This window comes from Streptomyces sp. NPDC001100 (assembly GCF_053598575.1).
Map to the genome: position 1 here is coordinate 135766 of NZ_JBSFKO010000005.1, position 24331 is coordinate 160096.

At 70.9% G+C, this 24331-nt stretch carries 20 protein-coding genes; 9 read left to right on the forward strand and 11 right to left on the reverse strand.

All coding sequences use genetic code 11. The features are described 5' to 3' along the window. The 4 genes from ACWDEW_RS08920 to ACWDEW_RS08935 form a co-directional block, all read right to left on the reverse strand. The coding region (locus tag ACWDEW_RS08920) for an ADP-ribosylglycohydrolase family protein (protein WP_450510967.1) at positions 1 to 487 on the reverse strand (487 nt) is incomplete at its 3' end. Next, positions 475 to 1641 (reverse strand): ADP-ribosylglycohydrolase family protein, encoded by a 1167-nt coding sequence (locus ACWDEW_RS08925; RefSeq protein WP_450510969.1) that lies wholly within the window; start codon positions 1639 to 1641, stop codon positions 475 to 477. The genes ACWDEW_RS08920 and ACWDEW_RS08925, both read right to left, overlap by 13 nt. 8 nt (positions 1642 to 1649) lie before the next feature. Continuing rightward, on the reverse strand, positions 1650 to 3164 hold the full coding sequence (locus ACWDEW_RS08930; protein ID WP_450511381.1) for an ADP-ribosylglycohydrolase family protein: 1515 nt from the start codon (positions 3162 to 3164) through the stop codon (positions 1650 to 1652). A gap of 188 nt (positions 3165 to 3352) precedes the next feature. Next, positions 3353 to 4477: an ADP-ribosylglycohydrolase family protein gene (locus ACWDEW_RS08935; protein WP_450510971.1), complete on the reverse strand. Its 1125-nt coding sequence runs from the start codon at positions 4475 to 4477 to the stop codon at positions 3353 to 3355. Between the two features lie 281 nt (positions 4478 to 4758). Between ACWDEW_RS08935 and ACWDEW_RS08940 the strand changes: the two genes are divergently transcribed. The 3 genes from ACWDEW_RS08940 (at position 4759) to ACWDEW_RS08950 (ending at position 11908) form a co-directional block, all read left to right on the forward strand. After that, positions 4759 to 5490, forward strand: coding sequence for a VIT1/CCC1 transporter family protein (locus ACWDEW_RS08940; protein ID WP_450510973.1), 732 nt, complete (start codon positions 4759 to 4761; stop codon positions 5488 to 5490). 366 nt (positions 5491 to 5856) lie between these two features. Then, positions 5857 to 10452 (forward strand): glutamate synthase large subunit, encoded by a 4596-nt coding sequence (gltB, locus tag ACWDEW_RS08945; protein WP_450510974.1) that lies wholly within the window; start codon positions 5857 to 5859, stop codon positions 10450 to 10452. After that, complete coding sequence (locus tag ACWDEW_RS08950) at positions 10445 to 11908, forward strand: glutamate synthase subunit beta (RefSeq protein ID WP_450510976.1); 1464 nt, start codon at positions 10445 to 10447, stop codon at positions 11906 to 11908. Before gltB ends, ACWDEW_RS08950 begins: the two co-directional genes overlap by 8 nt. 128 nt (positions 11909 to 12036) lie before the next feature. Here ACWDEW_RS08950 and ACWDEW_RS08955 read toward each other — a convergent pair whose 3' ends face one another. Continuing rightward, entirely contained in the window at positions 12037 to 12876 is an 840-nt protein-coding gene (locus tag ACWDEW_RS08955; protein ID WP_450510978.1) for a chitosanase, read from the reverse strand. 113 nt (positions 12877 to 12989) lie between these two features. On the opposite strand from ACWDEW_RS08955, the gene ACWDEW_RS08960 reads away from it, so the two are divergent. The 3 genes from ACWDEW_RS08960 to qcrB are packed head-to-tail and all read left to right on the forward strand — an operon-like array spanning position 12990 to position 15981. Continuing rightward, the gene (locus ACWDEW_RS08960; protein ID WP_450510980.1) at positions 12990 to 13709 is read left to right on the forward strand and encodes a vWA domain-containing protein; all 720 of its coding nucleotides are present in this window, start codon (positions 12990 to 12992) and stop codon (positions 13707 to 13709) included. A gap of 5 nt (positions 13710 to 13714) precedes the next feature. Continuing rightward, entirely contained in the window at positions 13715 to 14278 is a 564-nt protein-coding gene (locus ACWDEW_RS08965; RefSeq protein ID WP_450510982.1) for a HutD/Ves family protein, read from the forward strand. A gap of 53 nt (positions 14279 to 14331) precedes the next feature. Continuing rightward, complete coding sequence (qcrB, locus tag ACWDEW_RS08970) at positions 14332 to 15981, forward strand: cytochrome bc1 complex cytochrome b subunit (RefSeq protein ID WP_450510984.1); 1650 nt, start codon at positions 14332 to 14334, stop codon at positions 15979 to 15981. On the opposite strand, the gene ACWDEW_RS08975 is transcribed toward qcrB, so the two are convergent. Further along, complete coding sequence (locus ACWDEW_RS08975) at positions 15956 to 16954, reverse strand: acyl-CoA dehydrogenase family protein (protein WP_450510986.1); 999 nt, start codon at positions 16952 to 16954, stop codon at positions 15956 to 15958. The two genes, qcrB and ACWDEW_RS08975, sit on opposite strands and share 26 nt — an antisense overlap. Further along, the gene (locus ACWDEW_RS08980; RefSeq protein ID WP_450510988.1) at positions 16954 to 18093 is read right to left on the reverse strand and encodes an acyl-CoA dehydrogenase family protein; all 1140 of its coding nucleotides are present in this window, start codon (positions 18091 to 18093) and stop codon (positions 16954 to 16956) included. Before ACWDEW_RS08980 ends, ACWDEW_RS08975 begins: the two co-directional genes overlap by 1 nt. A gap of 48 nt (positions 18094 to 18141) precedes the next feature. On the opposite strand from ACWDEW_RS08980, the gene ACWDEW_RS08985 reads away from it, so the two are divergent. From ACWDEW_RS08985 to ACWDEW_RS08995, 3 genes are read left to right on the forward strand one after another with little or no spacing between them, the layout of a single operon-like run. After that, positions 18142 to 18930 (forward strand): SDR family oxidoreductase, encoded by a 789-nt coding sequence (locus ACWDEW_RS08985; protein ID WP_450510990.1) that lies wholly within the window; start codon positions 18142 to 18144, stop codon positions 18928 to 18930. Positions 18931 to 18969: 39 nt separating this feature from the next. Continuing rightward, the gene (locus tag ACWDEW_RS08990) at positions 18970 to 19581 is read left to right on the forward strand and encodes a TetR/AcrR family transcriptional regulator (RefSeq protein WP_019067685.1); all 612 of its coding nucleotides are present in this window, start codon (positions 18970 to 18972) and stop codon (positions 19579 to 19581) included. 26 nt (positions 19582 to 19607) lie between these two features. Next, the gene (locus ACWDEW_RS08995; protein ID WP_450510992.1) at positions 19608 to 20765 is read left to right on the forward strand and encodes an acetyl-CoA C-acetyltransferase; all 1158 of its coding nucleotides are present in this window, start codon (positions 19608 to 19610) and stop codon (positions 20763 to 20765) included. 63 nt (positions 20766 to 20828) lie between these two features. On the opposite strand, the gene ACWDEW_RS09000 is transcribed toward ACWDEW_RS08995, so the two are convergent. From ACWDEW_RS09000 to ACWDEW_RS09015, 4 genes are read right to left on the reverse strand one after another with little or no spacing between them, the layout of a single operon-like run. Beyond that, complete coding sequence (locus tag ACWDEW_RS09000; RefSeq protein ID WP_450510994.1) at positions 20829 to 21881, reverse strand: NAD(P)H-dependent flavin oxidoreductase; 1053 nt, start codon at positions 21879 to 21881, stop codon at positions 20829 to 20831. After that, positions 21881 to 22612, reverse strand: coding sequence for a CoA-transferase subunit beta (locus ACWDEW_RS09005; RefSeq protein ID WP_450510996.1), 732 nt, complete (start codon positions 22610 to 22612; stop codon positions 21881 to 21883). The genes ACWDEW_RS09000 and ACWDEW_RS09005 overlap by 1 nt, the downstream gene beginning before the upstream one ends. Then, positions 22609 to 23457, reverse strand: coding sequence for a CoA transferase subunit A (locus tag ACWDEW_RS09010; protein ID WP_450510999.1), 849 nt, complete (start codon positions 23455 to 23457; stop codon positions 22609 to 22611). Before ACWDEW_RS09010 ends, ACWDEW_RS09005 begins: the two co-directional genes overlap by 4 nt. Then, entirely contained in the window at positions 23458 to 24234 is a 777-nt protein-coding gene (locus ACWDEW_RS09015; protein ID WP_450511000.1) for an enoyl-CoA hydratase family protein, read from the reverse strand. Between the last annotated feature and the right edge of the window lie 97 nt (positions 24235 to 24331).

Here is a 24331-nt window from a genome sequence, read left to right on the forward strand (position 1 = left end):
AGGGGTGGGCGGCGAGGAGTTCGGCGGGGACGCCCCGGGCGGTGAAGTAGGCGTTCAGGGGCCAGTTGCCGGTGGCTCGGGCGAGTTGGCGGATGCCGTCGAGGGGGAGCTTCTCGACGGGTTTGCCGAGGAGGCAGCCGACGGCGCGGCCCAGCCAGGCGGCCTGCAGGGTGGCCGGGCGGGGTGGGGAAGTGGCCTGCGGGGCGGGCCAGTTGGGGCACAGGGCCCTGATCCTCGCCAGGTCCGTCGGCTCCTGGTCCGCCAACCGGCTGGGCAGGTCGGCCAGTTCGTCCAGCAGATCCTCCGCGAGCAACCGGAGGTAGCGGGAGGCGGGTCGGTCCGACGCTCCCGCCCGGGCCGGCGCCTCCGCTCCGCCCGCCGCCCGCCAGCGCGCGGCGATCGCCGACGGTTCGCGTCCGTCCTGGACGGCCTGGCGCAGTTCGTGGCCGAGCAGGTCCTCCGGCTGGACCCAGGTCAGTCGGAGCACCGGAGCCCTCCGATCTCGGTGAACGCGGCCTCGTGGGCCCGGCGTCGGCGGACGTCGTGCTCGAAGACCTCACGGGCGACGGTGGTGAGGGTCGCCGCCGGTTCCCAGAGGTCCAGGCGGCTGGCCTCGGCGACCGTCTTCGACCAGTCCCGCGGAACGGGCGAACCGAGCGCGCCGGCCACCGCGCCCGCCATCGTCGCGATCGAGTCGCAGTCCCGGCCGTAGTTCACCGAACCCAGCACCGCGTGGCGGTAGTCGCCGCCGGAGACCACCACCATGCCCAGGGCGATGGGGAGTTCCTCGATCGCCTTGGTGCGGGAGGGGCGGCGGGCGTCCAGGGAGGGGGAGCGGTAGACGGGGCCCACTGTGTCGTACGGTGCGATCGCCTCCCGCAGCGGAGCCAGCGCCGACTCGAAGTCCGAGTGACGGGCGGCCACTTCGCAGACCTTCTCGATGGCGGTGCGGGTGCCGTCCTTCGCCAGGGCGAGGCAGGCGGTCACCACCGAGTCGGGGGTGGCGCCCGGTACGCAGGCCGCGGCGACGGCCGCCGCGAAGACACCGGCCGCCTCACGGCCGTACGACGACTGGTGTGCGCCCGCGATGTCGATGGCCTCCGCGTAAGCACCCGCCGGATGGGCCGCGTTGACCAGGCCGACCGGCGCCATGTACATCGCGGCACCGCAGTTGACGATGTTGCCGGTGCCGGCCTCACGGGGGTCGACATGGCCGTAGTGGAGACGGGTCGCGAGCCACTTCTCGGCGAGGAAGACGCGCTGGAGCGGGATGGCCTCCGCCTCCAACTCCGGGATCCAGCGCGGGTTCGTCATCAGGTCGGGGACGAGGTGGTCGGCGACGGAGTAGGCGTCGAGGTGGTCGCGGACGGACGCGTAGACCCGTACCAGAGCGTGGGTCATCAAGGTGTCGTCGGTGACGTGGCCGTCGCCCTTGTGGTACGGCGCGATGGGGCGGGCGGTGCGCCACGCGTCGCCGTTCCAGGGGCCGACGACACCGTGGACGCGACCGCCGTGGCGCTCCAGGATCTGGTCGGGGGAGTAGCCCTCGACGGGACCGCCGAGGGCGTCGCCGACCGCGGCACCGACGAGGGCTCCGGTGATCTTCTCGTCAAGGCTGCTTTCTGGTTCTTTGGGCGTCATGCACCGAATCATCCTCCTGGTGGGGGCGGTTGTGTGGCTTCCAGGAGTTCGGCGAGTTCTACGAGGTCGGTGCCGGTGAGGCGGGGGAGGGCGCAGCCGGAGAGGGTACGGCAGGCGTTCCGCCAGCTGGACGGGATCGCCCGTCCGCCGCTCAACGCGCCGGTCAGGGCGCCCGCGAGGGCGGGTGCGGAGTCCGCGACACGGGAGAGGCAGGCCGCGGCGGGGACCGCTTCCGCGATACGGCCGCGGGACGCGGTGGCGAGGGCGAGGGCGACCGGGACGGTCTCGGCGGCGGCGATGCCGTAGCTGTAGACATGGTCCACGATCTGGTGTTCCAGGAGGGGGATCAGGGCGAACGCGTTGTCACTGTCCCGGGCCAACTTCAAGGCGTGGCGGGCGTTGCGGCCGATCTCGGTGGCTTCGGGGAGTTCGGCGAGGGCGGCCGCGACGCACTCGTCCACGTCCGCGCCGACGAGTGCGAGGGCGAGGGCCGCCGCCATGGCCCTGGCGCCGTGGACTCCGTCGCCGTCCTGGGTGTAGCGGGCGTCGAACTCGGCGAGGGCGGCGGCGCGTTGGGGGTCGCCGGGGTGCGCCACCGCCAGTACGCATGCCCTGACGCAGGCCGCGTCGTCGAAGTAGTGGGGGTTGTCGTGGCCGGTGGCGGGTGGGCGGAGGCCGGCGGCGAGGTTGCCGAGGCCGGCTCGGACGGAGATGCGGGCGCGGAGGGGGAGTACGGCGGACTCGACCTCGGGGGCGCGGTCCGCTGCGGCGGCGACTTCGCTGGCTACGGCGTTCCAGCTGAGGTCGATGGAAGCGCGCGTCCGGCGTTCTCTGCTGAGGTCGCCGAGGGCTGTGTCGTCGCCGGCTCGCAGTACGGCTTCTGCGGCGAACGCTGCCCACTCGGCGTCGTCGGAGGGGCCCAGGCGGAGCGGCTCGGGGGGTTGGTTGAGGGCGATGGGGACGGGGAGTGTCGTGGTCGCGTTCTGTTCGGCGAAGGTGTCCAGCTCGCGGGTGAGGCGGCGAGTCCACTCCGGCATCCTGGCAGCGCGGTGCCTCGCGGCGGGCCAGCCGGCGGCATCCCCTGCGGCGAGCCCGAGCAGCAGCCCCTCGATCCGACACACCTCGGCTCCGCCATCGGCTTTTGTTCTCCCACCCGCACCGCCCGTGCGACTTTCGTCGTCGGGTGCGGGTGGCCCTTGTGGGGCGTGATCGCCGTTGGCGGGTGCGGGTTTGTGGGGTGGGGGGTGGGGGGTGCGGGTTTCGTTGTCGGGCGTGGGGTGCCCTTGTGGGGAGTGATCGCCGCTGGCGGGTGCGGGTTTGTGGGGGGTGGTGAGGTGTGTGGGGCGAACGGTGTGGGGTGGGGGTGGCCCCAGTGGGGCGGATTCGCCTTCGGTGGGTGCGACGGCCAGGTGTGTGAGGTGAGCGGTGCCGGGTGAAGGTGGCCCCACCGGGGCGGATTCGCCTTGCCCGGCCGGGGGTTCGCGGTGTGTGCGCCGAACCGTGTCGGGCGCGGGCGGCCCCACCGGTGCGCAACCGTCCTCAGCCGCTTCCGCTCGCGCCTCTGCCTCTGCCTCTGCCTCCGCCTCCGCTTCCGCTCTCAGCTCCGTTCCCGCCTTCGCTCTCGTTCCCGCCTCGGCCTCCGCTCCCGCTCCCAGCGGACACTGCGCGGTGTCCGCGTCCCCGGTGGCGAGTCCGTCGCCGTTGGCTGTTGTCATGCCTGCACCTCGTCCTCGTCCGACGCCAGCAGGTACTCGTCCTCCCTCTGATCGCGTCCCGCCGTGCCGCGCTCCCCGGTGCCCTCCCTCTGATCGCGTCGCACCGCGCCACCCCACTTGGTGTCCTCCCCCGGCACCAGCAACTCCGCGATGTCCAGGACGTGATGGCCCGCCATCGCCGGCAGGCAGCTGCCGCGGGCCGGGCCGATCGCCGATGCCCAGTCCAAAGGGATCGCGGACGCGCCTCGCGTCGCTCCCGCCAGCGCTCCCGCCACCGCCGCCGTCGTATCCGCGTCGCGGCCCATGTTGACCGCCGTGAGGACGGAGTCCACGAAGTCGCCGTCCGCCGCCGCGTACGCGCCGAAGGCGAGGGCGACCGCCTCGGGGGCGAGGTCGGTCCAGGGGTAGCCGCCGATGACGACCGCGGAGCGGACCGCGCGTTCGCCGCGGTGGGCGACCGCCACCGCGCGGCGCAGCGAGCGGGCCGTCCAGGAGTCGTCCGGGACCACGGCCAGGGCTGATGCGACCACCGCGATCGTGGGGGCGCCCGCCATCGCCGCCGCCACACCCGCCGCGACCGCCTGGCCGCCGTAGATGCCCTCGCCGTCGTGGCTCACCGAACCGTCGATCGCGACCAGGCGGGCCGCCTCGGCGGGGCGGCCCGCCGCGAAGACGCCGAAGGGGGCCGCCCGCATGGCCAGACCGTCGCTCCAGGCGTGGCGGTGCTGGGCGGAGATGGGGGCGGCGAGGCCCCGGCGGAGGTTTTCGAGGGTGCCGCGTTCGCTGAAGCCCGCGCCCCGGAACGGGCCCTCGTCCCGGTCCGCGATCCACTCGTGCCAGGCCGCCTCCACATGGGAGGGGGTGAGGGCCGAACCGTGGCGGGCCAGGAGCAGGCCGGAGAAGATCGCGTACTCGGTGTCGTCAGTGCCCGCCGGGTTCTCCGCCACGTATCCCTCGATGCGGCCCCAGCGGGCGCGGATCTCGGAGGGTTTCATGTTCTCCGCCGGTGCGCCGAGGGCGTCCCCGACCGCCAGGCCGAGCAGTGCGCCGCGTGCCCGTTCGCGGAGTTCGGTGGCGTTCTTGGGCGCCGGGACCGGGGGAATGCAGGCGATCGATGCCATACGCGGCCTCTCCCTACGGGGTTCCCTCAGAGCGCCTCGGGGCGCGGAACCCTTTGCGGATGTCTCCCACGGGAGGCCTTCGGCAGAGCCTGACGGAGCGGAGCATCACCCGGTCGACATTTGAAGGGTCAGTGGCTCGGATGAGCGTTCGAGGGTAAACGTGCTGGTTAGCCCAGCCTTTCCTTGCTGGTGGATGCGAAATGAAAAGCGTATGTTCGGCGTTATCAAAGAGTAGAACTTGTCTAAACTTAGCCTTACCTTAGCCCCTGGGGGATCACCGCATGGCCATCATCGAGACCGAGGCGACGCTCCACGAGGCGCACCGCGACAACCACACCCACCGCGACGTGAACGGCGGCTGGCTGCGCCCCGCGGTGTTCGGTGCGATGGACGGTCTCGTCTCCAACCTCGCGCTGATGACCGGTGTCGTCGGCGGTGCCGTCAGTCATCAGACCGTCGTCATCACCGGGCTGGCCGGGCTCGCCGCCGGTGCCTTCTCGATGGCGGCCGGCGAGTACACCTCCGTCGCCTCCCAGCGTGAGCTGGTCGAGGCCGAACTCGACGTCGAGCGCCGGGAGTTGCGCAAGCACCCGGAGGACGAGGAGAGCGAGCTCGCCGCCCTCTACGAGAGCCGCGGGGTCGAGGCCGGGCTGGCCCGTGAAGTCGCCCGGCAGCTGTCGCGCGATCCCGAGCAGGCGCTGGAGATACACGCCCGCGAGGAGCTGGGGATCGACCCCGGGGACCTGCCCTCGCCGCTCGTCGCCGCCGTGTCGTCCTTCGGGTCGTTCGCGCTGGGTGCGCTGCTTCCCGTACTGCCGTTCCTGCTCGGCGCGACCGCCCTGTGGCCGGCGCTGCTGCTCGCGCTGATCGGGCTGTTCGGCTGTGGTGCGGTGGTGGCCCGGGTGACCGCGCGGACCTGGTGGTTCAGCGGGCTGCGGCAGCTCGCGCTGGGTGGTGCGGCGGCCGGTGTGACCTACGCCCTGGGCACCCTGTTCGGAACGGTCGTAGGATAGCTCGACGCGCACTTATGCGGAGGTCTGCATAAGTAGCCGTTACTCGCTGGTTTCGAACGCTTAACCACTGGGCATGAGCCGTAAGCGCTGTGGGCAATGACGCTCGCGGCGCACCCGCGGGATGGGCGACGACGCTCCCTCTGCCCTGGACCGACGGACATCGATCTGTCCGCTTTGGTCCCCTTAACCTTCACCGCACGTGCGGTGCATCGCCGCCACCCCGCGGCGTCCGCATGTTGGAACGGAGTATCCGGTTCCCGAGAACCGCTCCATCATGTAACCTGCACGAAATTTTGCACTCACTTCGCAGAGGGCCAGCGTCGTCCCTATGCACACGCATATGCCACGACGACGACGGGAGAGCCGATGCGTACGCCGCGCCAGCCGTCCCAGCAGCCCACGAATGGCCAGAAGTGGTCCTTCATGGATGCTCGCCCTGCCGCGCAGGGTATGTACGACCCCCGCAACGAGCACGACGCCTGTGGCGTCGGCTTCGTGGCCACCCTCACCGGCGAGGCGAGCCATGCGCTGGTCGAGCAGGCGCTCACGGTGCTGCGCAACCTGGAGCACCGCGGTGCGACGGGTGCCGAGCCCGACTCAGGCGACGGCGCGGGCATCCTGTCCCAGGTGCCGGACGCCTTCTTCCGTGAGGTGGCCGGATTCGATCTGCCCGCCGCCGGTGGATACGCGGTCGGCATCGCCTTCCTGCCCCCGGACGGCGCGGACGCCGCCGTCTCACAGATCGAGACGGTCGCCGCCGAAGAGGGCCTCACGGTCCTCGGCTGGCGCGAGGTTCCGACCGCGCCCGAACTCCTCGGTGCCACCGCCCGCTCCACCATGCCGCTCTTCCGGCAGGTCTTCGTGAGCGACGGCGAGACCCAGGGCATCGACCTCGACCGCAAGGCCTTCGCGCTGCGCAAGCGCGCCGAGCGCGAGGCCGGCGTCTACTTCCCCTCGCTCTCCGCGCGGACCATCGTCTACAAGGGCATGCTCACCACCGGTCAGCTGGAGCCCTTCTTCCCGGACCTGTCCGACCGACGCTTCGCCTCCGCGATCTCGCTCGTGCACTCCAGGTTCTCCACCAACACGTTCCCGTCGTGGCCGCTCGCCCACCCGTACCGCTTCGTCGCGCACAACGGCGAGATCAACACGGTCAAGGGCAACCGCAACTGGATGGCGGCCCGCGAGTCCCAGATCGCCTCCGACCTCTTCGGCGACCAGGACAAGATCGACCGGATCTTCCCGATCTGCACGCCCGAGGCCTCCGACTCCGCGTCCTTCGACGAGGTGCTGGAACTGCTCCACCTCGGTGGGCGGTCGCTGCCGCACTCCGTGCTGATGATGATCCCGGAGGCGTGGGAGAACCACGACTCCATGGACCCGGCCCGCCGCGCCTTCTACCAGTTCCACGCCACGATGATGGAACCCTGGGACGGCCCGGCCTGCGTCACCTTCACCGACGGCACCCAGGTCGGCGCGGTCCTCGACCGCAACGGCCTGCGCCCCGGCCGCTACTGGGTCACCGACGAGGGCCTCGTCGTCCTCGGCTCCGAGGTCGGCGTCCTCGACATCGACCCCGCGAAGGTCGTCCGCAAGGGCCGCCTCCAGCCCGGCCGCATGTTCCTCGTGGACACCGCCGAGCACCGCATCATCGAGGACGACGAGATCAAGGCCGGCCTCGCCGCCGAGAAGCCGTACGCCGACTGGCTCGAAGCCGGCGAGATCGAGCTGTCCGACCTGCCCGAGCGCGAGCACATCGTGCACACGCACGCCTCGGTCACCCGCCGCCAGCAGACCTTCGGTTACACCGAGGAGGAGCTGCGCGTCATCCTCGCGCCGATGGCCAAGGCCGGTGCCGAGCCGATCGGTTCGATGGGCACCGACTCGCCGATCGCCGCGCTGTCGGCACGCCCGCGCCTGCTCTTCGACTACTTCACCCAGCTGTTCGCGCAGGTCACCAACCCGCCGCTGGACGCGATCCGCGAGGAGCTCGTGACCTCGCTGCGCTCGTCCCTCGGTCCCGCGAGCAACCTGCTGGAGCCGACGGCCGCATCCTGTCGTAGCGTCACCCTGCCCTTCCCGGTGATCGACAACGACGAGCTGGCCAAGCTCATCCACATCAACGCCGACGGCGACATGCCCGGCATGAAGGCCGCGACCCTCTCCGGCCTCTACCGGGTCTCCGGCGGCGGCGACGCCCTCGCCGCCCGCCTCGCCGAGATCTGCACCGAGGCCGACGCCGCGATCGAGAACGGCGCCCGCCTGATCGTCCTCTCGGACCGGCACTCCGACGCCGAGCACGCGCCGATCCCCTCGCTGCTGCTCACCGCCGCCGTCCACCACCACCTCATCCGCACCAAGCAGCGCACCCAGGTGGGCCTGCTGGTCGAGGCCGGTGACGTGCGCGAGGTCCACCACGTCGCCCTGCTCATCGGCTTCGGCGCCGCGGCCGTCAACCCGTACCTGGCGATGGAGTCCGTCGAGGACCTCGTCCGCGCGGGCACGTTCCTCACCGACATCGAGGCCGAGCAGGCCATCCGGAACCTGATCTACGCGCTCGGCAAGGGCGTCCTCAAGGTCATGTCCAAGATGGGCATCTCGACGGTCGCCTCCTACCGTGGCGCCCAGGTCTTCGAAGCGGTCGGCCTCGACGAGCAGTTCGTCAACGCCTACTTCAGCGGTACGGCCACCAAGATCGGCGGCGTCGGCATCGACGTCATCGCCAAGGAGGTCGCCGCCCGGCACGCGAAGGCGTACCCCGCCTCCGGCATCGCGCCCGCGCACCGCGCCCTCGACATAGGCGGCGAGTACCAGTGGCGCCGCGAGGGCGAGCCGCACCTGTTCGACCCGGAGACGGTCTTCCGCCTCCAGCACTCGACGCGCACCAACCGCTACGACATCTTCAAGAAGTACACGGACCGCGTGAACGAGCAGTCCGAGCGGCTGATGACCCTGCGCGGACTCTTCGGCTTCAAGTCGGACCGCCCCTCGATCCCCATCGACGAGGTCGAGCCCGTCTCCGAGATCGTCAAGCGCTTCTCCACCGGCGCCATGTCGTACGGCTCCATCTCCCTGGAGGCGCACGAGACGCTCGCCATCGCCATGAACCAGCTGGGCGGAAAGTCCAACACCGGTGAGGGCGGCGAGGACGCCGACCGGCTCTACGACCCGGCCCGGCGCAGCGCCATCAAGCAGGTCGCCTCCGGCCGCTTCGGCGTCACCTCCGAGTACCTGGTCAACGCGGACGACATCCAGATCAAGATGGCCCAGGGCGCCAAGCCCGGCGAGGGCGGCCAGCTGCCCGGCCACAAGGTCTACCCGTGGGTCGCGAAGACGCGTCACTCGACCCCCGGTGTCGGTCTGATCTCCCCGCCGCCGCACCACGACATCTACTCCATCGAAGACCTCGCCCAGCTGATCCACGACCTCAAGAACGCGAACCCGCAGGCGCGGATCCACGTCAAGCTGGTCTCGGAGGTCGGCGTCGGCACGGTCGCCGCGGGTGTGTCGAAGGCGCACGCGGACGTCGTCCTCATCTCCGGCCACGACGGCGGTACGGGCGCGTCCCCGCTGACGTCCCTCAAGCACGCTGGTGGACCTTGGGAGTTGGGCCTCGCCGAGACCCAGCAGACGCTTCTTCTGAATGGCCTGCGGGACCGGATCGTCGTCCAGACCGACGGCCAGCTGAAGACCGGCCGTGACGTGGTCATCGCCGCGCTGCTCGGCGCCGAGGAGTTCGGTTTCGCGACCGCGCCGCTCGTCGTCTCCGGCTGCGTCATGATGCGCGTCTGCCACCTGGACACCTGCCCGGTCGGCATCGCCACGCAGAACCCGGTGCTGCGCGACCGGTTCGCCGGCAAGGCCGAATACGTCGTGAACTTCTTCCAGTTCATCGCCGAAGAGGTCCGCGAGATCCTCGCCGAGCTGGGCTTCCGCACCATCGAGGAAGCTGTCGGCCAGGCCGGCACGCTCGACGTCGAGCGTGCGGTGGACCACTGGAAGGCGCAGGGCCTCGACCTCGCCCCCCTCTTCTACGTGCCCGAACTCCCGGAGGGCGCCGCCCTCCACCAGGTCATCGAGCAGGACCACGGCCTGGAGAAGGCGCTCGACAACGAGCTGATCAAGCTCGCCGCCGACGCGCTGGCCGCGTCCAGCGCGACCGACGCCCAGCCGGTCCGCGCCCAGGTCGCGATCCGCAACATCAACCGCACGGTCGGCACGATGCTCGGCCACGAGGTGACGAAGAAGTTCGGCGGGGCGGGTCTGCCCGACGACACCATCGACATCACCTTCACGGGCAGCGCGGGCCAGTCCTTCGGTGCCTTCCTCCCGCGCGGTGTCACGCTGCGCCTGGAGGGCGACGCCAACGACTACGTCGGCAAGGGCCTTTCGGGCGGCCGGGTGATCGTCCGCCCCGACCGGGGCGCCGACCACCTCGCCGAGTTCTCCACCATCGCGGGCAACACCATCGCCTACGGCGCGACCGGCGGCGAGCTGTTCCTGCGCGGCCGGACCGGTGAGCGGTTCTGTGTCCGCAACTCCGGTGCCACGGTGGTCTCCGAGGGCGTGGGCGACCACGGCTGCGAGTACATGACCGGCGGCCGGGCGGTCGTGCTCGGCGAGACCGGCCGCAACTTCGCGGCGGGCATGTCCGGCGGCATCGCCTACGTCATCGACCTCGACCCCGACAACGTGAACGTCGGAAACGCGGGCGCCGTCGAGGAGTTGGACGAGGACGACAAGCAGTGGCTGCACGACGTGGTGCGCCGCCACGCCGAGGAGACCGCCTCGACGGTCGCCGAGAAGCTGCTCGCCGAGTGGGCCGTCTCCGTGGACCGCTTCAGCAAGATCATCCCCAGCGCATACAAGGCAGTGCTCGCCGCCAAGGACGCCGCCGAGCGAGCGGGTCTCTCCGAGACCGAGATCACCGAGAAGATGATGGAGGCGGCGATCAATGGCTGACCCGAAGGGCTTCCTGAACCACGGGCGCGAGGTCGCCAAGTCCCGTCCCGTGGACGTCCGGTTGAAGGACTGGAACGAGGTCTACGTCCCCGGTTCGCTGCTCCCGATCATCGGCAAGCAGGCCGGCCGCTGCATGGACTGCGGCATCCCGTTCTGTCACAACGGCTGTCCGCTGGGGAACCTGATCCCCGAGTGGAACGACTACGCCTACCGCGGCGACTGGACGGCCGCCTCCGAGCGCCTGCACGCGACGAACAACTTCCCCGAGTTCACCGGGCGGTTGTGCCCGGCTCCCTGCGAGGCGGCGTGCGTGCTGGGCATCAACCAGCCGCCGGTCACCATCAAGAACGTCGAGGTCTCCATCATCGACAAGGCCTGGGAGACGGGCGACGTCGCCCCGCAGGCCCCGGAGCGCCTCTCCGGCAAGACCGTCGCGGTCGTCGGCTCGGGCCCGGCGGGCCTCGCCGCCGCCCAGCAGCTGACCCGGGCCGGCCACACGGTCGCGGTGTACGAGCGCGCGGACCGCATCGGCGGCCTCCTGCGCTACGGCATCCCCGAGTTCAAGATGGAGAAGCGGCACATCAACCGCCGTATCGAGCAGATGCGCGCGGAGGGCACCCGCTTCCGTACGGGCGTCGAGATCGGCCGCGACCTCAAGGCCACCGACCTGCGCAAGCGCTACGACGCCGTCGTCATCGCCGCCGGTGCCACCACCGCGCGTGACCTCCCCGTCCCCGGGCGGGAGTTGACCGGTGTCTACCAGGCCATGGAGTACCTGCCCCTGTCGAACAAGGTGCAGGAGGGCGACTACGTCACCGCCCCGGTCTCGGCCGCGGGCAAGCACGTCGTCGTGATCGGCGGCGGCGACACCGGCGCGGACTGCGTGGGTACGGCGCACCGCCAAGGGGCCGCCTCCGTCACGCAGTTGGAGATCATGCCCCGCCCGGGCGACGAGCGGAACCCGATCTCCCAGCCGTGGCCGACCTTCCCGATGCTCTACAAGGTGACCTCCGCGCACGAGGAGGGCGGTGAGCGGGTCTACTCCGTCAACACCACCCACTTCGAGGGCGACGAGGACGGCAACGTCCAGTGGCTGCACCTCGTCGAGGTCGAGTTCGTCGAGGGCAAGCTGACCCAGAAGCCGGGCACGGAGCGCAAGATCCCCGCCCAACTGGTCACCCTGGCCATGGGATTCACCGGCACCGACCGCGAGAACGGCCTGGTCGACCAGTTCGCCCTGGACCTCGACGAGCGCGGCAACATCGCCCGCGACGCCGACTTCCAGACCAACGTCCCCGGCGTCTTCGTCGCCGGTGACGCGGGCCGCGGCCAGTCCCTCATCGTCTGGGCGATCGCGGAGGGCCGCTCGGCCGCCCGCGGCGTCGACCGCTTCCTCACGGGCGCCAGCGAACTCCCGGCCCCGATCCGCCCGACGGACCGCTCGCTCATGGTCTGACGGCACCTGGAAAATCGAGGGGGAATCCCCTCAAAAGACGTCCCGCACAATGGGGTGCGGAACAGAGCGCGGCGCCTGCTCAGTCCCCGACCGGACCGGCAGGCGCCGCGGCGCGTCCGGGTCCACCGCTACGGCACCCGGTACGTCTCCCCGTACACCTTCCACACCAACGGCGTCCGCAGCGTCAGGTTCCCCTCCTCCAGGAACTTCCGCTGGGCCGTGTCGACGCGGGAGGTGTCGATCCCGGGGCGCTTGGCCCGCATCGCGGCGCGGCGGACGTCGAGGAAGGCGCTCAGGTAGGCCTTCTCGTCGCCGCCTTCGGCAGGGGGTTTGACCCGCTGCATCGCGCGCTCCCGGATGCCGTAGAAGCCGTCCGTGCCCGGGCCGTGGAAGACGATCGCGTCGTAGTAGATGAACTGCCCGAGCGGGCCCAGGCCGTCTCGTTTGGCGGTGGCGACCGCCGGGTCGAAGTAGATGCGGTCGCGTTCCCCGTCCTGTGCCGCCTGGAAGGCGGGCACCTTCGCCTCGGCGCGCCAGGCGGCCGGGAAGCCGGGGTCCAGGCCCTGGTGGGAGTCCGTGCCGTCGACCCTGCGCAGCGCGGGGAGGTAGCGGGCGAGGCCGTTGTCGGGGTGGGCGGCGGTGTACTTCTCGACCAGGACGAGCAGGTCGTGGGTGCCGGTGCAGAAGCCGATGATGCCCGCGGTGTAGCCCTGGCCGTCTCCGATGTCCTGCACATATCCGTACGCGCTGCGCCAGTTGAGCGTCGAGTTCTCGGCGCTGGCCACCAGCTCCTGCGCGAGGTTCTTCATGGCCGGCGCGGCCAGTCCCTCGGGTGCTCTGCGTTGGGCCGCGGCGGCCGGGCGCGCGGGCCGCGGGTCGTCGTGGGCGGTGGATGAGGAGCCGTAGGCCGTCGCCGCGAGGAGGACGATGGGTACGGCGGCGAGGATCAGGACGCCGGCGCGTTTCATGGGGCCAGAGTAGGGGCGGTTACGTCCCTTATTCCGGGGGTTGGGGGGACATTGGGACTGCCGGACCCGCGTGGCGTAATCTCGTCCTTTCGCCGTGATCCGAAGGGAGTCCTGTGGCCGCGATCTCGCTCAGCAAGGTCGAGGAGACCGCGCCCGCGCTGGTCAGCCTGTACAAGAGCGCCGGGGTCTCACTCCGCAAGCACGGGCTGGACGGGCAGCGGGCGGCCGTCTACCTGGTGGTCGACTACTCGGGTTCCATGAAGCCGTACTACAAGGACGGCAGCGTGCAGGCGCTCGCCGACCGGGTGTTGGGGCTGTCCGCGCACCTGGACGACGACGGGACCGTGCCGGTCGTCTTCTTCTCGACCGACGTCGACGCCGTCACGGACATCGCCCTCGACAGCCATCAGGGGCGGATCGAGCGGATCGTGGCCGGACTCGGGCACATGGGCAAGACGAGCTATCACCTCGCCATGGACGCCGTCATCGACCACTACCTCGACAGCGGCTCCAAGGATCCCGCCCTCGTGGTCTTCCAGACCGACGGTGGCCCGATCAACAAGCTCGCCGCGGAACGGTATGTGTGCAAGGCCGCGAAGCTGCCGATGTTCTGGCAGTTCGTCGGCTTCGGCGACGCGAAGAGCAAGCAGTTCGAATTCCTGCGCAAGCTCGACGAGTTGGCGGTGCCGCAGAAGCGTGCCGTCGACAACGCGGGCTTCTTCCACGCCGGTTCGGATCCGCTGATGATGTCCGACGCGGAGCTCTACGACCGGCTCGTGGGCGAGTTCCCGCAGTGGCTGTCGACGGCACGTGAGCGGGGGATCGTCCAGTGAGTCCAGTGACCCGTCTCCTGCCCGCCTCGGCCCGAACCGCCTTGCCCTGGAAGAACGGTGGCGGTGTGACGCGGGAGATCGCCGCCCGGCCCGAGGGCTCGGGCATGGACGACTTCGCGTGGCGGGTGAGCCTCGCCGAGGTCGGCGCGGACGGGCCGTTCTCCGCCTTTCCCGACGTCGACCGGACGCTGACCGTCGTCGAGGGGGCGGGCATGGACCTCACCGTCGGGGGCGAGCGGCAGCTCGTCAACACCCGTTACGTACCACGGGACTTCAGGGGCGATGTGCCGACCGGCTGTCGGTTGCTGGACGGCCCGGTCGTCAACCTCAACGTCATGTGGCGGCGAGGCGCGGGTGCTACGGCTCCCACGGTCGCCGTCGTCCGGGGGCGGCTGCGGGTGTGCGCGGGCGCGCTGGTGGTGGCGCTGGACGGGGTCGCGGAGGTGGCCGGGGTGACCCTCGGGCCGTACGACGCCGTGCAGTTGGGCGACGAGGAGGCCGTACTGCACGCGCGGGGGCGTGCCGCCGTGATCGGACTGTCATTGCCTGCTGACGCACCGTTGGCTTAGCCCGGCCCCCGTGACACCCTGTGGGGTGATCCGGACGGGGAGGCGGCGAACGTATGGACGGCGCGCGAACGGTGAACGGTACGGCGGGCGGCGGACGGCCGGGCGAGGCCGGCAAGGGGGAGAAGCTCGCCGACTGGGCGGACGGACGGCTCGGGCTGTACGCGCTGGCCAAGGCCAATATGCGCAAGGTCTTCCCGGACCACTGGTCCTTCATGCTGGGTGAGATCTGCCTCTACAGCTTCATCATCCTGATCCTCACGGGCGTCTATCTCACGCTGTTCTTCGAGCCGAGCGGTGTCGAGGTCATCTACCACGGCTCGTACACGCCGCTGAACGGCATCCCGATGACCCGGGCGTTCGAGTCCACGCTCGACATCAGCTTCGACGTGCGCGGCGGGCTGCTGATCCGGCAGATCCACCACTGGGCGGCCGTCGTCTTCATCGCGGGCATGCTGATCCACATGATGCGGGTGTTCTTCACCGGCGCCTACCGCAAGCCGCGCGAGCCCAACTGGGTGTTCGGCTGGACCCTGTTGTTCCTCGGCATCATCACCGGGCTGACCGGCTACTCGCTCCCCGACGACCTGCTGTCCGGCACCGGCATCCGCTTCGCCGATGGCGCGATCCTGTCCATGCCCATCGTCGGGACGTACATGTCGATGTTCCTGTTCGGCGGGGAGTTCCCGGGGCACGACATCATCCCGCGGCTCTTCCCCGTCCATGTCCTGCTGCTGCCGGGGATCATGCTGGGCCTGGTGGTCGCGCATCTGATCCTGGTCTTCTACCACAAGCACACGCAGTACCCCGGGCCCGGACGGGACCAGAAGAGCGTGGTCGGCATGCCCTTCCTGCCCGTCTACATGGCCAAGGCGGGCGGCTTCTTCTTCCTCGTCTTCGGGGTGCTCGCCATCATGGGCGGCATCGCCAGCATCAACCCCGTGTGGGCCTTCGGGCCCTACCGGCCCGACCTGGTGACGACCGGCGCCCAGCCCGACTGGTATCTCGGCTTCTCCGAGGGACTCGTCCGCGTGATGCCGGGATGGGAGATCAACGCCTGGGGCCACACACTGGAGTTGGGCGTCTTCATCCCCTTCACGCTCTTCCCGCTGATCCTCGCCGCCATCGGCGCCTACCCCTTCGTCGAGGCCTGGATCACCGGCGACAGACGCGAACACCACATCCTGGACCGCCCGCGCAACATGCCCGTGCGCACCGGACTCGGCGTGGCCTGGCTGAGCCTGTACGGCGTGCTGCTGATCGGCGGCGGCAACGACGTGGTCGCCACCCATCTCAACCTCTCGATCAACGCGATCACCTGGTTCGTGCGGGTCTCGTTCTTCGTGATGCCGGTGGTCGCCTTCCTCGTCACCAAGCGCGTCTGCATGGGGCTCCAACGCCGGGACCGGGACAAGGTGTTGCACGGTCGCGAGTCCGGCCTCATCAAGATGCTGCCGCACGGCGAGTACGTCGAGGTCCACGAACCCCTCGGGCAGGACGAGCTGTTCAGGCTCACCCAGCACGAACAGGAACCGCCCTACGAGATCGGCCCGCTCGTCGACGCGAACGGCGTGCGGCGGCAGGTCAAGGGCGGGCAGCGGGTGCGGGCCCGGCTCGCCAAGGCGATGTTCGGACCGGAGACGCGGATCGCGAAGCCGACGGTGGAGGAGTACAAGGAGCTCACCAGCGGCGATCATCACCACTGAGGCCGTCGGCACCGTCGAGGCTGCCGAGTCCCTTGAGCACGGCGGCCCGGCACTCGCCCGGGTCGCCCCAACTCGCGCGCAGGGCACGGGCCTTGGTCAGCCACAGCGACAGGTCGTACTCCGCCGTGTAGCCGATCGCGCCGTGCAGCTGAAGCGCCGTCCGGGCCGTCGCGTACGCCGCCTCGCACGCGGCGACCTTCGCGGCGGCCACGTCCGGCTCCGTCATGGTGAGTGCCGCGCCGAAGACCAGCGGACGTGCGAACTCCAACGCGATCTTCGCATCGGCCAGTCGATGCTTCACGGCCTGGAACGAGCCGACGGGGACCCCGAACTGGGTCCGCTGCTTTACGTACGCGACGGTCCTGTCGAGCAGCGCGAGGCCGACACCCAGTGCCTGGGCGGCGGTGGCCAGCCGGGCCCAGGTGAGGGCGTGGGCCAAGGGCGGCTCCGGGGAGAGGAGTTCACCGCCCGGGAGCAGACGGGTGAGACGGCGCGCGGGGTCGAGGGACGCGCGCACCGGTCCGTCGTGCCCGGGCGCCAGTCGCAGCCCGTCGGCATCCCAGCTCAGCCGGACCGTCGCCACGTCACCGTCCAGCGCGTACGATTCCGCCGGCGCCGCCGTGGCCATCGCCCCGCCCGCCGCCAGCGCGGGCAACAGGCGCTTGGCCGGGGCGGGTTCGGTCAGCAGCGCCGCCGCCATCACCGTCTCCACCAGTGGCCCCGGTACCGCGTGCCGCCCCAACTCCATGAACGCCACCGCGAGTTCGACCGGCCGGGGACCGAGCCCCTCGTACGCCTCGGGCACCGCCAGCGCGAACACCCCGGCCCCCGCGACACGGCGCCACAGCGCCCGCCCGCTCATATGCTCGCCGCGGCTCCAGGACCGTACGACCGACGGGGTGTCCGCGGCCGTCAGCATCGCGTTCAACGAGTCGGCGAACGCCCGCTGTTCGGGGTCGAGGAGGAAGCGCATCAGCGGCGGCCCTTCGGCAGGCCGAGCAGGCGCTCGGCGATGATGTCGCGCTGGATCTCGTTCGTGCCGGCGTAGATGGGGCCCGCGAGGGAGAAGACATAGTCCTCCGCCCAGTCGGAGTCCGCCAACTCGCCTTCCGGGCCGAGCAGTTCGAGGGCGGTCTCGTGCAGGGCGATGTCGTACTCCGACCAGAAGACCTTGTTCAGGCTGGACTCCGGGCCGATGGACTCGCCGTCCAGGAAACGGGAGGCGCCCGCGTAGGTGAAGAGCTGGTAGGCGCGGGCGCCGATCACGGCGTCGGCCACCCGGTCGCGCAGTGTCTCCGAACTGCCCTGCTGCCGCCAGAGGTTGAGGAGGCGGTCGGCGGAGGCGAGGAAGCGGCCGGGGGAGCGGAGGGTGAGGCCGCGTTCGTTGCCGGCCGTCGACATGGCGACCCGCCAGCCCTGGCCCGGCTCCCCGATCACGTCCTCGTCGGGCACGAACACCTCGTCCAGGAACAGCTCCGCGAAGGCCGGTTTGCCGTCCAGGCGGCCGATCGGGCGGACCGTGACGCCGGGTGCGCGCAGGTCGAACATCAGGTAGGTCAGGCCCTGATGGGGCTTCGGGGTGTCCGGCTCACTGCGGAACAGTCCGAACGCGCGGTCCGCGAAGGCCGCCCGCGACGACCACGTCTTCTGCCCGCTCAGCAGCCAGCCCCCACCCGTGCGCACCGCCCGCGAGGTCAGCGAGGCCAGGTCCGAACCCGCCTCGGGCTCCGACCACGCCTGCGCCCACACCACCTCGCCCGTCGCCATCGACGGCAGCACACGCGCGCGTTGATCCCGGGTGCCGTGGTCGAAGAGGGTCGGTGCGAGCAGGTTGATGCCGTTCTGGCCGACCCGTCCCGGCGCGCCCGCCGCGTAGTACTCCTCCTCGAACAGCAGCCACCGCACGATGTCCGCGCCCCGGCCGCCGTGCTCCTCCGGCCAGGACACCACCGACCAACGCTCCGCCGCGAGTTGGGCCTCCCAGGCGCGGTGTGCGGCGAAGCCCTCCTCCGTCTCCAGGGAGGGGAGTGGTGTGGCCGGCACATGTGCGCGCAGCCAGGCGCGGGCCTCGGCGCGGAACGCCTCCTCGGCGGGAGTGAAGTCGAGGTCCATCGCCAACCGTCCTTCCCTAACAAGTGTTTGGTAGGTTAGCGTGGCCGTATGACAGGCGTCGAGAGTCCGGCATACGTCCCCGGGCACGGGCTGCTGAAGGGGCGCACCGCCGTCGTCACCGCCGCCGCCGGCGCGGGCATCGGCGGGGCCACCGCGCGCCGTTTCCTCCAGGAGGGCGCCCGCGTGCTGATCAGCGACGCGCACACACGGCGGCTGAAGGAGTACGAGGCCGAACTGGCCGGGGAGTTCGGCGCGGACGCGGTCGCCGCGCTGCCCTGCGATGTCACCGAGGAGGCTCAGGTGCGGGCCCTCTTCGACGCGGGTGTCGCCGCACACGGACGCCTCGACATCGTCGTCAACAACGCCGGCCTGGGCGGCACTTCGGACCTCGTCGACATGACCGACGAGCAGTGGTCGAAGGTGCTGGACGTGACGTTGAACGGCACCTTCCGCTGCACCCGGGCCGCGCTGCGCGCGATGCGCGGGACCGGTGGCGGAGTGATCGTCAACAACGCCTCCGTCGTCGGCTGGCGCGCCCAGGCCGGACAGGCGCACTACGCGGCCGCCAAGGCGGGCGTGATGGCGCTGACCCGGTGCGCCGCGATCGAGGCCGCCGAGTACGGGGTGCGGGTCAACGCGGTGTCGCCGAGCCTCGCCATGCACCCGCACCTCGTGAAGGTGACGACCCCCGAACTGCTCGCGGACCTCACCGCGCGCGAGGCCTTCGGGCGGTACGCCGAGCCCTGGGAGGTGGCCAACGTGATCGTGTTCCTGGCCTCGGACTACTCCTCGTACATGACGGGCGAGGTCGTCTCCGTGAGCAGCCAGCATGCGTAGCGGCGCAGGAGGTCGCGCGAGGGGCACGACAATGGTGCTGTGCCGACCAAGAAGAAACCCCCGGTGACCGCCGCTCCGGCCCGCCGTCGTGAACTCCTCGACACGGCGGCCGAGGTCTTCGCGGAGCAGGGCTACAACGCCACCACCGTACGGAAGATCGCGGACCACGCGGGCATGCTCGCGGGCAGCCTCTACTACCACTTCGACTCCAAGGAATCGATGCTGGAGGAGATCCTGCGGACCTTCCTCGACGAGCTCTGGGGCGGCTACGACACCGTCCTGGACGCCGAGTTCGGGCCGCGCGAGACCCTGGAGGCCCTGGTCACCGAGTCGTTCCGGGAGATCGACCGGCACCGCGCCGCCGTCGCGATCTACCAGAAGGAGAGCAAGCAACTGGTCGCGCAGGAGCGGTTCGCGTTCCTCGCCGAGTCGCAGCGCAAGTTCGAGAAGGCGTGGCTGTCCACGCTGGAGCGCGGGGTCGCCGCCAAGGTCTTCCGGGCCGACCTCGACGTCCGGCTCACCTACCGGTTCGTGCGGGACACGGTGTGGGTCGCCGCGTCCTGGTACCGGCCCGGCGGACAGCACAGCGCCGAGGAGATCGCCCGGCAGTACCTGTCGATGGTGCTGGACGGGATCGCCGTACGCACGTAACTCACTCGTCTGTATGGGGAGTTGGCATGGCCGAGGCCTATATCGTCGAAGCGGTCCGTACGCCCGTCGGGAGGCGCGGGGGAGGGCTGAGCGGGGTCCATCCGGCCGACCTCGGGGCGCATGTGCTCACGGAGCTGGTCGCGCGCTCGGGGATCGATCCCGCCGCCGTGGAGGACGTCGTCTTCGGGTGTCTGGACGCGGTGGGGCCGCAGGCCGGGGACATCGCGCGGACCGCCTGGCTGGCGGCCGGGCTGCCCGAGGAGGTGCCGGGTGTGACGGTGGACCGGCAGTGCGGGTCCTCGCAGCAGGCCGTGCACTTCGCGGCCCAGGGCGTGCTGTCCGGCACCCAGGACCTGGTCGTCGCCGGTGGCGTCCAGAACATGTCGCTGATCCCCATCGCCTTCGCCTCCCGCCAGGCCGCCGAACCGCTCGGCCTTACGGACGGCCCCTTCGTGGGCAGCGAGGGCTGGCGCGCCCGGTACGGGACACGGCCGGTGAACCAGTTCGCCGGCGCCGAGATGATCGCCGCGAAGTGGGGCATCAGCAGGCAGGACCAGGAGGAGTTCGCCCTCCGCTCGCACCGGCGGGCCCTGCGCGCCATCGACGAGGGCCGCTTCGAACGGGAGACGGTGGCCTACGGCGCGGTCGCGGTCGACGAGGGGCCGCGCCGGGACACGTCATTGGAGAAGATGGCCGGCCTGAAACCGGTCGTCGACGGCGGCACCATCACCGCCGCCTGCTCCTCCCAGGTCTCCGACGGCGCCGCGGCGATGCTGCTCGCCTCCGAACGGGCGGTGCGGGAACACGGGTTGACGCCCCGCGCCCGCGTCCACCACCTCTCCGTCCGCGGCGAGGACCCGATCCGCATGCTGTCCGCCCCCATCCCGGCCACCGCCCACGCCCTGAAGAAGACCGGCCTGACCATCGACGCCATCGACCTCGTCGAGATCAACGAGGCCTTCGCGCCCGTCGTCCTCGCCTGGCTGAAGGAGACGGGCGCCGACCCGGAGAAGGTCAACGTCAACGGCGGCGCGATAGCCCTCGGCCATCCCCTCGGCGCGACCGGCGTCAAACTCATGACCACCCTCCTGCACGAACTGGAGCGCACCGGCGGTCGGTTCGGCCTCCAGACCATGTGCGAGGGCGGCGGCCAGGCCAACGTGACGATCATCGAACGGCTCTGACCGGGCCGGGGGCTTCAAGAGGGGCAAGGTGGTTCAAGGGGGGCAAGGTGGTTCAAGGGTGGTTCAGGAGTCGGACCTGACCAGCGTCCACAACACCTCCTCCGCCTCCTTCATCACCCGTGCCACCAGCTCCGCACACGACGGCAGGTCGTCGATCACCCCGGCGACCTGCCCGGACGCCATCACCCCGAGGTCCGTACGGCCGTCCACCATCGACGCCTTGAGCAGCATCGGCGTGTTCGCGGCCAGCAGCACCTGGCTCCAGGTCAGCTCCTTGCCGTGTTTCATGGCGAGGCCGTCGCGGATCATGCGCCGCCAGGTCAGGCCGGACAGGCGGCGGAAGCCGGCGGCCCGGCGTATCGCCTGGAGCAGGGTCCTCGCCCGGCCGGAGTGTTCCAGGGCGTCGACCAGTTCCGTGCGGAGCATGCGGTGCGGCAGGCCGTCCACCGCCCGTGTGACCGTGACGTCCTTGACCGTCGCCGCCAGGTAGGCCGCCTTCACCGGGTCCGGGACCGTGGAGTCCGAGGTGAGGAGGAATCGGGTGCCCATGGCGACGCCCGCCGCCCCGTAGGCCAGCGCCGCGACCAGACCCCGCCCGTCGAAGAACCCGCCCGCCGCCACCACCGGTATGTCCACCGCGTCCACCACCTGCGGCAGCAGCACCGTCGTCGCCACCTCCCCGGTGTGGCCGCCGCCCTCCCCGCCCTGCACGATCACCGCGTCCGCGCCCCACGCCGCGACCTTCTCCGCGTGCCGCCGCGCCCCGATCGACGGGATCACGACCACACCCGCCTCCTTCAGCTCGGCGATCAGCTCGGCGGACGGCGCGAGCGCGAAGGACGCGACCCGCACCCCCTCCTCGATCATGATCCGCACCCGGTCGCCCGCGTCCGCCGCGTCCGCCCGCAGATTCACCCCGAACGGCGCCCCCGTACGGGACTTGACCTCGCGGACCGCTTCCCGGAGCCGGTCGGTGTCCATGGTCGCGGAGGCCAGGATCCCCAGCGCGCCCGCGTTCGCCGTGGCCGACACCAGCCGCGGGCCCGCCACCCAGCCCATCCCCGTCTGCACGATCGGATGCCGCACCCCGACCAGCCGGGTCAGCGCGGTCTCCATCAGCCGGCCACCTCCCTGCGGCGGGTGTCGGCCGGGTCGATGACCTCACGGATCAACCGCAGCTCCTCCGGAGTGGGTTCACGGGTCGGCTCCACCTCGTCCGGGACCGTCAGCTCGAAGCCGGTCGCCTCCCTGACCTGCTCCACCGTGACCCCCGGATGCAGCGAGGCCAGCCGCATCGAGCGGTCCGGGGTCGCGAAGTCGAACACACCGAGGTCGGAGACGACCCGGGGGACGCGGTGGAAGCGGGCCGTCCCCGGATGCTCGGCGACCCGGTCGTAGCCCACCCCGCACACCATGTCGACCTTCTCCACGAACACCCGCCGGGAGTGCCGCGGTATCCAGTAACTCGTCGGATTGTTCAGCGTGTTGACCGGCGCCCCGCGCACCCCGAGCAACTGCCGCTTCGGGCGCGCCCAGTCACCGACGCACGAGATGTTCTGGTTGCCGTACCGGTCGATCTGGCTCGCGCCCATCATCACGTGCCGGCGCCCGCCGGACACCAGGGCGAGGTGCTGCCGGTACGGCAACCAGCCTTCCGGTGTCCCGTCCGGACGGACGATCATCGCCTCGCCGTCGGTCAGCAACAGGTCGGGCGCGAAGGTGAGCCGGGCCAGCCGCGCGCCGACGGACGGGATCAGGCCCATGGGGCTGGCCAGGATCTCACCGGCGTCTCGCCACGCCTCCGCACAGGCGATCACGCAGTATTCGGAACGCAGTACCTCCGTCACCCCTGTTCCTCCTGCCAGCTGCGCACCGCCGACAGGTAGTCGGCCTCGTCCCCGGTGAGGAAGCGCTCGGAGAACTCCGCCCAGGGTGTCGTCGCGTAAAGCCGCTGGAAGCCCTCGTCCCTGCCGTGGTCGGGGGCGCACGACGTGAAGTGGGCGCCGCCGGGCGCCTCGACGACCCCGGTGACATGCAGCCGCTTGACGAGCAGGGACTGCGGCGGGGCCTCCTTCGTCAACTCGGCCGTGTCCACGATCCGTTCGCAGGAGACATAGGCCGCTGCCGCCGCCTCGCAGAACAGGTCGTCGAAGTACGGATCCGGGCCCAGATACTGCCCGTTGCCCAGCCGGTCGGCCCGGTTGACGTGCACCAGGGCCGCGTCCAGCCGCAGCGCGGGCATCGCCACGAACGTCTCCCCGTCCTCGTACGGCGAAGTCACCGTCCGCAGGCCGGGGTTGACCCGCATGACGTCCGAACCGATCCCCGCGCGCACCGGCAGGAACGGCAGCCGGTTCGCCGCCGCGTGCAGGCCCCACATGAACATGGCCTCGTCGACCTCCGTCAGCTCGAACTCCCCGCGCTCGCGCGCCGCCCGGTAGTGCGGTTCGAGCGGGATGGAATCGAGGGTGACGAAGGGCGCCACCAGCCTGCGCACCCGGCCGGCCGCCACCAGCATCCCGACGTCCGGGCCGCCGTACGAGACCAGGGTGAGATCGCCGATGTCGCTCCGTAACAGCGCCCGGACCAGTGACATCGGCTTGCGGCGGGAACCCCAGCCGCCGATGCCCAGGGTCATGCCGCTCGTCAGCCGCGAGACGACCTCGTCGGCGATCATCGTCTTGTCGGTCACCTACGCCTCCTCCCTTCCGGCAGTACCGGTGGCTCCGAACCGGTCGCGCACCCGGTCGGCCACCCCGCTGACGCTCGCCTCGAAGGTGAAGCCCTGCTCGAAGCGGTAGCTGCGGCGGACGTCGACGGGGTCGATGCCGTTGATCGCGGACTTGGCGAGTCGGATCAGCTCGCCGTCCTTGGCGGCTATCTCGGCCGCCAACTCCAGGGCGGACGGCAGCAGTTCGGCGCGTGGCACGACCCGCCAGACCGAGCCGTGCGCGTGCAGCTCGGCCGCCGTCGCCGTGCGCGAGGTGTAGTACAGGGCGCGCATCAGATGCTGGGGAACCAGCCGGGCCAGATGCGTGGCGGCGCCCAGCGCGCCCCGGTCCAGCTCGGGCAGCCCGAAGGTGGCGTCCTCGCTGGCCACGATCACATCCGCGTTGCCGACCAGACCGATACCTCCGCCCAGGCAGAACCCCTGCACGGCCGCCACCACGGGCACCTCGCACTCGTACACCGCGGCGAACGCCTCGAAACAGCCCCGGTTCACCCCGACCAGGGCCGACTGCCCGTGCGCCTGTATCTCCTTGATGTCCACGCCCGCGTTGAAGCCCCGCCCCTCGGCCGCCAGCACCACACAGCGCACGCCGGGGTCGCGGCCCGCCGCGCGCACGGCGTCGGCCAGCGCGAACCAGCCGTCCACCGGCAGCGCGTTCACCGGCGGGTAGTCGACCGTGACGACCGAGATCCCCTTGCCCGCGAACGAGTTTTCCGGGGAAGAGGTGGAGACACCCATGGACGCATCAGCTACCTTTCCACCAAACATTTGTTAGGTGTGACGCTTCGAAGCTAGCAGCCGCGGAATCCGAGCGGGAGGGCCTGTGGACAACCAC

Coding starts and splice junctions, on each gene's coding strand:
- ACWDEW_RS08925 (WP_450510969.1), bottom strand. CDS start 1,641: ATGACGCCCAAAGAACCAGAAAGCAGCCTTGACGAGAAGATCACCGGA.
- ACWDEW_RS08935 (WP_450510971.1), bottom strand. CDS start 4,477: ATGGCATCGATCGCCTGCATTCCCCCGGTCCCGGCGCCCAAGAACGCC.
- ACWDEW_RS08940 (WP_450510973.1), top strand. CDS start 4,759: ATGGCCATCATCGAGACCGAGGCGACGCTCCACGAGGCGCACCGCGAC.
- gltB (WP_450510974.1), top strand. CDS start 5,857: ATGCGTACGCCGCGCCAGCCGTCCCAGCAGCCCACGAATGGCCAGAAG.
- ACWDEW_RS08950 (WP_450510976.1), top strand. CDS start 10,445: ATGGCTGACCCGAAGGGCTTCCTGAACCACGGGCGCGAGGTCGCCAAG.
- ACWDEW_RS08955 (WP_450510978.1), bottom strand. CDS start 12,876: ATGAAACGCGCCGGCGTCCTGATCCTCGCCGCCGTACCCATCGTCCTC.
- qcrB (WP_450510984.1), top strand. CDS start 14,332: ATGGACGGCGCGCGAACGGTGAACGGTACGGCGGGCGGCGGACGGCCG.
- ACWDEW_RS08975 (WP_450510986.1), bottom strand. CDS start 16,954: ATGCGCTTCCTCCTCGACCCCGAACAGCGGGCGTTCGCCGACTCGTTG.
- ACWDEW_RS08980 (WP_450510988.1), bottom strand. CDS start 18,093: ATGGACCTCGACTTCACTCCCGCCGAGGAGGCGTTCCGCGCCGAGGCC.
- ACWDEW_RS08985 (WP_450510990.1), top strand. CDS start 18,142: ATGACAGGCGTCGAGAGTCCGGCATACGTCCCCGGGCACGGGCTGCTG.
- ACWDEW_RS08995 (WP_450510992.1), top strand. CDS start 19,608: ATGGCCGAGGCCTATATCGTCGAAGCGGTCCGTACGCCCGTCGGGAGG.
- ACWDEW_RS09000 (WP_450510994.1), bottom strand. CDS start 21,881: ATGGAGACCGCGCTGACCCGGCTGGTCGGGGTGCGGCATCCGATCGTG.
- ACWDEW_RS09015 (WP_450511000.1), bottom strand. CDS start 24,234: ATGGGTGTCTCCACCTCTTCCCCGGAAAACTCGTTCGCGGGCAAGGGG.